Below are 9716 nucleotides of genomic sequence, written 5' to 3' on the forward strand. Positions count from 1 at the left end.
GGGGCTCGGCGCGGGACCGCCGTGCAGGACATCGTCGAACGCCTCGGCGAGCGCGCCCGCGTGCGCGTAACGCGCGCCCGGCGCGTCGTCCGTGGCGAACTTGATGAGGTCGGCGACCGCGGGCGGATATTCGCCGACGATCGGCACATCCGTCACGTGGCGGCCGGGGTGGCGAAGCGTGACCAGGCGATAGAGCACCTTGCCCATCGTGTAGGTATCGCTCGCGGCGCTGACGGCGCGCGCGTCGGAGATTTCGGGTGCGAGGTACTCGCGGAAATCCATGACGCTGATGTCGTCCGGTTCGATCGCCGGCAGCACCGCGTGCATGAGCCCGAGATCGGCGACCGCGAGCCCTTGCGGGCTGACGAACATGTTTTTCGGGACGAGATCCAGATGCGGCAGATCGAAACCCGCGGCGGACAGCGCCTTCGCGGCGTGCTCGAGCGCCTGCCTTGCCTGCTTGACGGGAATGCCGCGTGTGCGCGCGGCGGGAATCGTGGCCTCGAGCGCGGACTCGAGGGTGCGCGCCTTCATCCACGGGAGCTTCAGGAATAACAGGTCGTGATCGCGCCCGTACTCCAGAACGGAGACGACATTCTCGTGGCGAACGCCGGAGAGCCGCCGGGCGAGCGCCTCCAGGCGCGGGCCGACATCCGGATGACCGGAGAAACGCGGATAGACGGTCTTGATCGCGAAGTGCTTGCCGGTGCCGGTGTCGAGCACCTGGTAGACGCGGCCGATGTTGCCGCGGCCGACGACGCGCTCGACCTTGTAGCGGCCGGCGATCGTTTCGCCCACGGCGAAGATCTTTTCGAAGACGCCGCGCTTGCCCTCGAGGCGGGCCTCGAGAAGGTCAAGAGTTTCGTCGGCGAGAAAATCGTCCACGCACCCCTCCGCGTCCGTTCAACATCCCGCCCGCGCGGCGCGAGGCGCGCACGGGTCCGGCGGCGCTTCCATTATAGGAATCGCGCCCGAGAAGTCGAAATACCGCGCCGGCCCGCCGCGACGCAAGCCCGCGCTTCTTGCTTCCGTTTCGGCTGTCCCGGCGAAAACATTAGATATTGTCGTCAGGTTCCCATGTCGTAGCGGTTCAAATAGTCGTGCTGCTCGGCGGTGAGCGTGTCGATATGGACGTTCATCGCCGCGAGTTTGAGCCGCGCGACCTTCTCGTCGATGTCCCGGGGTACCGGATAGACCTTCTTTTCGAGCGACGGCTTTTCGCCGGCGAGCCACTCGAGGGTGAGCGCCTGGTTCGCGAAGCTCATGTCCATCACCGCGCTGGGATGGCCTTCCGCCGCGGACAGATTCACGAGGCGTCCTTCGGCCAGCACGTAGATGCGTTTCCCGCCGGCGAGCTCGAACTCCTCGACGAACGGCCGCACGATGCGCCTTGCGACGGCGGCTTCGGCGAGGCGGTCGAGATCGAGTTCCACGTTGAAGTGGCCGGAGTTCGCCACGATCGCGCCGTCCTTCATGGCCTCGAAGTGCTCAAGCGCGATGACGTGAATGTCGCCGGTGAGCGTGCAGAAGAAATCGCCGAGCGGCGCGGCTTCGGCGATCGGCATCAGGCGGAAGCCGTCCATCTTCGCCTCGAGCGCGCGCAGCGGATCGACCTCGCACACGATGACGCTCGCGCCAAGGCCGCGCGCGCGTTCGGCGACGCCGCGCCCGCACCAGCCGTAGCCGGAGACGACGAACGTGGATCCGGCGATCAGGCGGTTGGTCGCGCGGATCATGCCGTCGATGGTGCTCTGACCGGTGCCGTAGCGGTTGTCGAACATGTGCTTGGTGCGCGCGTCGTTGACCGCGACGATTGGAAAACCGAGCACGCCGTCGGCGGCCATGGCGCGCAGGCGGATGACGCCCGTCGTCGTTTCCTCCGTGCCGGCGGTGACGTTCGCCATCAGCTCCTTGCGTTCGGTGTGCAGCACGTTCACCAGGTCCGCGCCGTCGTCCATCGTCACCCGCGGCTTGAGGTCGAGCGCCTGATTCAGGTGGCGATAATAGGTTTTGGAATCCTCGCCCTTGATCGCGAACACCTTGATGCCGTGATCGCGCGCGAGGTAGGCCGCCGCGTCGTCCTGCGTGGAGAGCGGGTTGGACGCGCAAAGCGCCACGTCGGCGCCGCCGGCGGCGAGTGTGATGGCGAGATTCGCCGTCTCCGTCGTCACGTGCAGGCACGCGGCGACGGTCAGCCCCGCCAGCGGCTTTTCGGTCGCGAACCGCTCGCGGATGCCGGCCAGCACCGGCATGGACTGCGCGGCCCATTCGGTGCGGTCGCGGCCGAGATCGGCCTGGTTGATGTCCTTCACATCGTAATCAGCCATGGATTCCTCGCGATACGCGGCAAAAGGCCACGAAGTTTTGACGGCCCGGACGCCGATCCGGTTCCCCCTCCGGCGCGAGCCTTGTTTTGATTTCCGGGCGCGGCGGCAAAGGCTGCCGCGCCAAAGCGATTTCGATTGTTAAGGAAAGGCGCGCCCGTCACGCGGACTGCGTCAGATCCGTCGTCAGGTCCGCTGTCAGGTTTGCTGCGTCGCGAAGCGCGTCGATCTTGTCCGTGCGCTCCCACGTGAACGATTCCTCCGACCGGCCGAAGTGACCGTACGCGGCGGTCGCCCGGAAGCGGGGCTTCAGCAGATCGAGATCGCGGATGATCTCCGCGGGCTTGAGCGGAAACGTGGCGAAGACGAGATTCGAAATTTCCCGGTCCTCGATCTGTCCCGTGCCGAAGGTGTTGACGAGGATCGACACCGGCGACGCGACGCCGATGACGTAGGCGAGCTGGATCTCGCACCGGGTCGCGAGGCCGGAGGCGACGATATTCTTGGCGATGTAACGCGCCAGATACGCCGCGGATCGATCGACCTTCGAGGGATCCTTGCCCGAAAACGCGCCGCCGCCGTGCCGCCCCATGCCGCCGTAAGTGTCCACGATGATCTTGCGCCCGGTGAGGCCGCAGTCGCCCATCGGCCCGCCGACCACGAAACGCCCGGTCGCGTTGATGTGGAAGATCGTGTCCCGGGTGATAAGCTCCGCGGGCAGCTCTCTCTTGATGACCTCTTCCATCACGCTCTCGACGACCTGCTCGTGCGTCGCCTCCGGCGCGTGCTGCGTCGCGATGACGACGGTGTGGATGTATTTCGGCACGCCGTTCTCGTAGAAGATCGTCACCTGGCTTTTGCCGTCGGGCCGAAGAAACGGCACGCGGCCGTCCTTGCGCGCGGTCGCCAGGCCCCGGCTAAGCGCGTGCGCGTAGTGGATCGGCGCGGGCATGTATTCCGGCGTCTCGTCGCAGGCGTATCCGAACATCAGGCCCTGATCGCCCGCGCCCTGTTCCATGTGCAGGCCGCGCCCCTGGTCCACGCCCTGCGCGATGTCGGGGCTTTGCTTGTCGAGCGCGGTCAGCACCGCGCAGGTATCGGCGTCAAAGCCCATCGAGGAATCGACGTAGCCGATCTCGCGGATGGTATCGCGCGCGATCTTCTGGAAATCGCAGACGTGCGTCGTGGTGACTTCGCCGGCCAGAACCACAAGGCCGGTGTTGACGAGCGTTTCGCAGGCGACGCGCCCGGAAGGATCGTGCGTGAGGATTTCGTCGAGCACGGAATCGGAAACCTGGTCGGCCATCTTGTCGGGATGGCCCTCGGTGACGGACTCGGACGTAAACAGGAATGATTTTCCGGACATTCTGACTCCCCGGACCCCTTGAAGGTCCGCTCGTGATGCCTCGTTTTTTGGACGGACACCCGTTTAGGCGTTAAGGCGCACCACCCGCGGCCCCGCGGCGGCGCGTTTAGAAAAAGTCGAATGATTTTACACGCGCGGGGTATCGGGCGCAAACGTCGGGATTTGGCGAGAAAATCGGTGCCCCGTGCCCGTGCCCAAATCAAATCATGGCAAGGACGTCTAGCCTGAAAAGTCATCGCAGGATCGCGGCGACTTCCGTTAGCGCCGGTGAAGTTCGTCCCGCGTCCAGGTCACCCGATCGCCGGTGCCAAGATCAAATCCCCTTTCGAGCCGTTTTCGGATACGGGCAGCGGCCCTGCGGTATTCGTGATCGTCCCGGACCATCGTCTTGAGATAATCGGCGAGCATCGCGGAAACGGACATCCCCTTTTCGGCGGGCATCCGCCGCGCCTGATCGAGCAAGTCCTTGGGCATCGAAACGGTGACTTTTTTACGATCGCGCATGCCGCATCGTTCCCGAATTGGGGTACGCCACAATATATCAAAATTCGCCGAATATTTGATCTCAAATTTCCTTGCGCGACAAAACCACGGCCGCCAACGCGGCGGCGCCCGCCGCGTACGCGAGGGCGGCGAGCGCGTGGAACGCGTAGCCGGCCAGCGGAAAGTCCATGACCGCAAAGTCGCGATACGTCGCGATAAAGCGCCCGTAAGTCGGGCAGAGCAGATACACGAAGCGCAGGGCGTTCGACACGATCGACGCGAGGACGCGCGATTCGATCTGCGTTTCGGAGGCGGCGGCGAACATGCGCCAGAACGACTCGTACGAAAGCGCCACGGCGACAAACGCCGCGAGCGGCCTGGGTGTCACGAGCGACGCGAGCTGCGCCAGCGCGAGGATGGCGGCGAGCGGCGGAAGAAACGAGAGAAACAGGCCCACGAGGTCGAGACCCGCGGGGATGTCGCGGATCTTCGCGACGATGACGAGCTCGACGGCAAGCACGACGGCCAGAAGCGCGATGAACGCGATTCCGCCGATCGCGAATCCGATGGATGCCGAAAGGCGGCTAGCCGGCTTGGTCAGCACCGTGCGCGCGGTCTGCGTGACGATCTCGCCGGAGAGCAATGTGACGCCGACCCACACCGCGCATAACCACAGCCCGGTGCGCGCGACGCGCACGCCAAAGTCGATCGCCTGGCGCAACGAGACGTCCGTCGTGGCGTCCTGCCCCGTGGCCAGTCCCGCCCAGCCGGTAAAAAAGGCAAGCGCGAAAAGGACGTAGAAATACTGCGAGCGCAAAAGCCGTAAAAAGGCGTATCGGGCGAGGACGAGCGTTTTCACGCGATCGTCTCCCCCGCGCCGACGACACGGATGAAATAATCCTCGAGGCTCGTGCGCCGCGGCTCGACCGTCTCGATCGTGCCCCCCGCGTCGGCGATTTTCGCGGCCAGCGCAGCCAGCGCGGCGGTATCCGCCACGTCGGCGGTCACCGCGCCGTCAGGCCCGCGCGTTCCCTCGAGGGGATCGCCGGGCACGCGGTAGCGCACCGTCAGGCCGCCGCCGGCGTCGATCAATTCGCCGGGCGACAGCTCCCGCACGAGGCGCCCCTGGTGGATGATGCCGACGCGGTTGCAGGTCTGCTCCACCTCGGAGAGCGCGTGCGAGTTGATGAAAAACGTCGTGCCGCGCGCGGCGTAGTCCGCGATGACGTCGCGAAAGCGACGCCGCCCAACGGGATCGAGCCCGCGCGAAGGCTCATCGAGCACCACGAACTCCGGTTCGGGCAGGATCGATTGCGCAAGGCCCAGGCGCTGTTTCATGCCCTTGGAGTAGCCGCCGATGCGCCGGTCGGCCGCGCCGGCCAGATCGACCTCCTCAAGCACACGGCCGACGCGCGCGGCGAGCTTCGCGCCCGCGAGGCCATGCAGGCGGCCGTAGATATCAAGCAGTTCGCGGCCGGTTAGGCCGGTGAAAAAATTTGAATCCTCCGGGCAATAGGCTACGCGCGCGAACAGGCGCTCGGGGCGCGGCGATCGCTCGCCAAGCACGTCGATCGTGCCCGCGTCCGGAAACGCGAGGCCAAGCACACAGCGGACGGTGGTCGTCTTGCCCGCGCCGTTTTCGCCGAGAAAGCCGTATACGTCGCCGCGCCGCACGGTGAGATCAACGCCGTCAAGCGCGCAAACCTTGCGCCGGCGGATGCGGCCGACGGTGTAGGTCTTTCGCAGATCGCGGACGACGAGAACGGCGTCCATCGTCAATCCCCCGCGCCGCCCGGGCGGCGGCCGCTTTCGAGCAACGATTTGAGCTTGCGCCGCAGGTCGCGATTCCCCGCGCGCCAGACCCCCTGCCACGCTTCCTGCACGTGGCCGGATTTGCCGATGAGGTACGATGTGGGGAATTCGTTCACGCGGTAACGCGCGGAAACCTTCGACCCGTTGTCGAACAGCATCGCGGCGGGGCTGCCGAATTGTTCGACGTACGCCTGCACCTCGTCTTTCGGCTGGCTCTGCGCGAGAAACAGGACGGACAGGTCGGCATCGCCGAGCGACGCGGCCATGCTGCCGGCCTCGCGTAGCTGAATGACGGAATCGGGCTCGGCGGTGCTGCCGAAGACGATCCACACGACGCGGCCACGCAATTCGTTCAGGCGCACCTTATTGCCGTCCAGTCCGGCAAGCGCGAACGAAGGCGCGAGCGCGGCCTCGGGCAGCAGTTCGACGTCGGAGTAAAGGCGTCCGGACTTGGCCGCGAGTTGCAACACGACGGCCGCCGCGATGAGCGCGATGGCGGTCAGACGGCCCGCGAAAACGTTTCGGACGGAAAGCGGCATGGCGTTATCGCCGCGCGGCCCGCGGGTCAGGAGGCCTTCCCGGCCGCGGCGCCCCGGCAGGAGGCAATGGACATCCCCTGCTCGTGAATCATCCGCCGATCGGCGTTGGGATCGCCGCCAGGCGTCGTGAGGTAGTTGCCGATCATCATCGCGCTTGCTCCCGCGCGGAAGATGTCCTTCTGGCGGTCCTTCAGGTGGATCTGCCGGCCGCCGGCGACGAGAATCTGCCGGTCGCGCAACACGTGACGCGCCACGGCGATGATGGCCAGGCACAACTCGGGCGACAGCTCGTCGCGCCCGCAAAATGGCGTGCCGGCGATGGGATTCAGGAAGTTGATCGGGATGGAATCCGCGCCAAGCTCGCGCAGATCCATGAACAGCTCGACGCGCTGCGCCCAGGATTCGCCCATGCCGAAGATGCCGCCGGAGCACACGAACATGCCGAGCTTTTTCGCGTCGGCGACGGAGCGGCGGTTTTCGTCATAGTCGCGCGTGGAGCAGATCGCGCCGTAGTGGCTGCGCGAGGTCTCGAGGTTGTGATGGAATTTCATCAGGCCGTTTTTTTTCAGCTCCGTCAGCTCGTCGTGCGTCACCGCGCCGAGGCTTCCACAGGTGTCCATGCCGGTTTCGTTCGCGATGGCGGGAAAGATATCGAACGCCTCTTCCATCTCGCGGCGTCGCATCTTGCGTCCCGCGACGACGACGGAGAATTCCCGCGCGCCCATCTCGCGCGCGCGTCGAGCCGCGTCGAGGATGCGTTCGCGGCCGACGAATTTGTATTCGGTGACGCCGGTGTCGTAATGCGAGGACTGCGCGCAGAACTTGCAGTCCTCCTCGCAGCGGCCGGACTTGGCGTTGACGATCGCGCACAGCGAGACGTCATTGCCCAGGAATTTTTGCCGGAGCGTTTCGGCGCCGTCGAGCAGCGCCTCGAACGCCTCCGGCGACTCGGCGCGCGTTAGCGATAGCGCTTCGTCGTGCGTCAGCGGACGGTCGAGCGCGATCGCGGAGATGCGCCGGATTTCGTCGGCGGGAGTTCCGGCGGGCCTTCGGTTGATCAGGTTTTCCAAGCAGCAGCCTCTTGCGTCAAACCCGCTCCCTAACGGTCGCGGTTCGTAACCTCAGTATCCGCTCCCTAATGGTCGCGGTTCGTATCAAAAACCCGCTCCCTGACTGTCGCGGTTCGTAACATCAGTACCCGCTCCCTGACGGTCGCGGTTCGTGGGCGAAAACAGCTCAATTGTCTTCAATGGACCAACTTGAAATCCGATCCCTTCTGCGTCAGGTCGATTTTCCCCCACTGTTGCTCCCAGCGTTCGACCGAGGCGTTGAGCATCATCGCCAGGCGCTTGGCGTTGCGCGGCGACATGATGACCCGGTGCTTCATGCGCGCCATCGACAGGCGCGGCTCGTGGAAAAACGTGTCGATGACGAACTCGCCCTCGCTGTGGTTGACGGCGATGATATTCGCGTATTCGCCGCCCGCGAGGGCATCGTCGACCTTCAGGCGCAATTTCATCTGCTGCGCGCCGGGTTTTTCTTCCTTCTTGCCGCCGGTTTCGTCGGCCATCAGTTTCTCCCTTCGGCGGACTTGCCGCCGTCGCCGAGTTTCGCTTCCAGCTCGCCGCGGTGCGCCTCGATGTAGCTTTCGACCTGCGGCCGCGTCACGCCGAGGTCGCGCAGCGTGGAACGGATGATCTCGTCGGCGCCCATCAGCCGCTCGCTGCCGGAGCGTTGCAGCGCAAGCAGAAACAGCGCCGCGCCTTCCATGCCCCCGCCGCGCTTGCGGTAGTCCTTGCCCGTTCCCACGGCGGTTCTATCTCCGAACCACCTGCACGCGCTTGTATTCGCCGTCACCCAGGCTCCGCGTCGTGACGCGGTCATCGGTCGCGAGCGCGGTATGGATGATGCGCCGGTCGAACGCGGACAGCGGCGGGCTCAACACCGGCCGGCCGGTGCGCAGAACCTCCTCGGCCATCGTCCACGCGTCGTCGGTCAGGCGCGCGGCCTTGCGTTCGCGGTAGTTCTCCGAATCGACCACGATGCGCGGCGGCTGATCGTCGTGCCGGCCCGCGATCCGGTTGATGACGTATTGCAGCGCGTCGAGCGTCTGCCCGTGGTGGCCGATGAAAAGGCCCGAGCCGTTGGCCGACACCGTCAGCACCAGGCGGTCCTCCTCGTTTTTCGCGTCCACCTCCGCGTTCGGATCGATGTATCGGCAGATGCGCTCCAGAACGTCCGCCGCGCGGAATTCGCCATTCGCCGGTGCGAAGTCGTCATCCTCATCGTCCTCATCGTCCTCGTCGTCGTCATCATCATCATCATCATCATCTTCTTCTTCTTCTTCGTCGTCTTCGTCGTCATCGTCATCGACGTCGCCGTCGTCATCGTCGTAATCGTCTTCGTCATCGTCATCTTCGTCATCGTCATCTTCGTCGTCGTCGTCCGCGTCGTCGTCGTCGTCCGCGTCGTCGTCGTCCTCTTCGTCATCGCCCGGTTCGTCGCCGGGACGGCGCGTGTCCGCGAAAATCGCATCGGTGTCGAATTCGCGGTCGAAGTCCGCGTCATCCGCCGTTTCGAATATCGCTTCATCCAGCAAACGCACTCCGGCGTCTTCGTCCCGCTCATTGGTCGTCATGGCCCGGCCCCCCTGTCCTTCGGAAAAGCGCGCCGTGGCGCGTATCGGGCACGCGCGCGCATGGTTTTGACGCTCGGGCGCGAGCCGATCGCCCACGCTGTCGCGAACTTTACGGGCAAGCCCCGAGGAATTCAAACCGATTCTATCGCTTTTCGGGCACAACCGTGATCGTGGCCTCGGGGAAGGTCTGCTGCAAAAGGGTGACGCCCGGATCATCGAGCACGCGCCGGCGGACGGCCGCCTCCTCCTCGCGCCGCTCGTTTTCAGCCTTGCGCCGATCGTCCTGCCGGCGCTCGCCGATGGCGATCTCGACCCGCGCGTCGTCGCCGAACGCCGCGCGTGCGGCTTCGCCCAGAGCGCCCTTTTCCTCCGTCAGCGCGTCGAAGTGCATGCCCTTGGGCGCCGCGATGCGGACGAGATCGCCGTCAACCGTCACCTCGCCGTGGCCCGCGTGCGCCCACAGGCCGAGATCCTTCGCGCGCACGAACGCCAGGAATCGCGCTTGCGGATCCGCGGGCAGGTCGGGCGGAAGATCGTCGTCGGCGATCGCCGCG

At 65.5% G+C, this 9716-nt stretch carries 12 protein-coding genes; all 12 read right to left on the reverse strand.

Annotated features, from left to right (window positions below; translation table 11 throughout):
• Positions 1-885 (reverse strand): protein kinase (locus tag K8I61_06895; GenBank protein ID MBZ0271746.1); only part of this gene is annotated, 885 nt, incomplete at its 3' end.
• A 182-nt stretch (positions 886-1067) separates the two neighbouring features.
• The gene (ahcY, locus tag K8I61_06900; protein MBZ0271747.1) at positions 1068-2327 is read right to left on the reverse strand and encodes an adenosylhomocysteinase; all 1260 of its coding nucleotides are present in this window, start codon (positions 2325-2327) and stop codon (positions 1068-1070) included.
• 157 nt (positions 2328-2484) lie between these two features.
• Entirely contained in the window at positions 2485-3690 is a 1206-nt protein-coding gene (gene metK, locus K8I61_06905; protein MBZ0271748.1) for a methionine adenosyltransferase, read from the reverse strand.
• Between the two features lie 258 nt (positions 3691-3948).
• Positions 3949-4194, reverse strand: a complete 246-nt coding sequence (locus tag K8I61_06910; protein MBZ0271749.1) for a type II toxin-antitoxin system CcdA family antitoxin — start codon at positions 4192-4194, stop codon at positions 3949-3951.
• 61 nt (positions 4195-4255) lie between these two features.
• Positions 4256-5032 (reverse strand): hypothetical protein, encoded by a 777-nt coding sequence (locus tag K8I61_06915; GenBank protein MBZ0271750.1) that lies wholly within the window; start codon positions 5030-5032, stop codon positions 4256-4258.
• Complete coding sequence (locus K8I61_06920; protein MBZ0271751.1) at positions 5029-5946, reverse strand: ABC transporter ATP-binding protein; 918 nt, start codon at positions 5944-5946, stop codon at positions 5029-5031. Before K8I61_06920 ends, K8I61_06915 begins: the two co-directional genes overlap by 4 nt.
• 2 nt (positions 5947-5948) lie before the next feature.
• Entirely contained in the window at positions 5949-6524 is a 576-nt protein-coding gene (locus tag K8I61_06925; GenBank protein ID MBZ0271752.1) for a TlpA family protein disulfide reductase, read from the reverse strand.
• Between the two features lie 26 nt (positions 6525-6550).
• A complete protein-coding gene (gene bioB / locus K8I61_06930) occupies positions 6551-7594 on the reverse strand; it encodes a biotin synthase BioB (GenBank protein MBZ0271753.1) in 1044 nt (347 codons plus the stop codon).
• Between the two features lie 176 nt (positions 7595-7770).
• The gene (locus tag K8I61_06935; GenBank protein MBZ0271754.1) at positions 7771-8094 is read right to left on the reverse strand and encodes a DUF3467 domain-containing protein; all 324 of its coding nucleotides are present in this window, start codon (positions 8092-8094) and stop codon (positions 7771-7773) included.
• Positions 8094-8333, reverse strand: a complete 240-nt coding sequence (locus K8I61_06940; protein ID MBZ0271755.1) for a hypothetical protein — start codon at positions 8331-8333, stop codon at positions 8094-8096. The genes K8I61_06935 and K8I61_06940 overlap by 1 nt, the downstream gene beginning before the upstream one ends.
• Positions 8334-8340: 7 nt before the next feature.
• Complete coding sequence (locus tag K8I61_06945) at positions 8341-9162, reverse strand: KH domain-containing protein (GenBank protein ID MBZ0271756.1); 822 nt, start codon at positions 9160-9162, stop codon at positions 8341-8343.
• Positions 9163-9304: 142 nt separating this feature from the next.
• Positions 9305-9716: hypothetical protein (locus K8I61_06950; GenBank protein ID MBZ0271757.1), on the reverse strand; the 412-nt coding region annotated here is incomplete at its 5' end.

Source organism: bacterium (assembly GCA_019912885.1).
GTDB lineage: Bacteria > Lernaellota > Lernaellaia > JACKCT01 > JACKCT01 > JAIOHV01.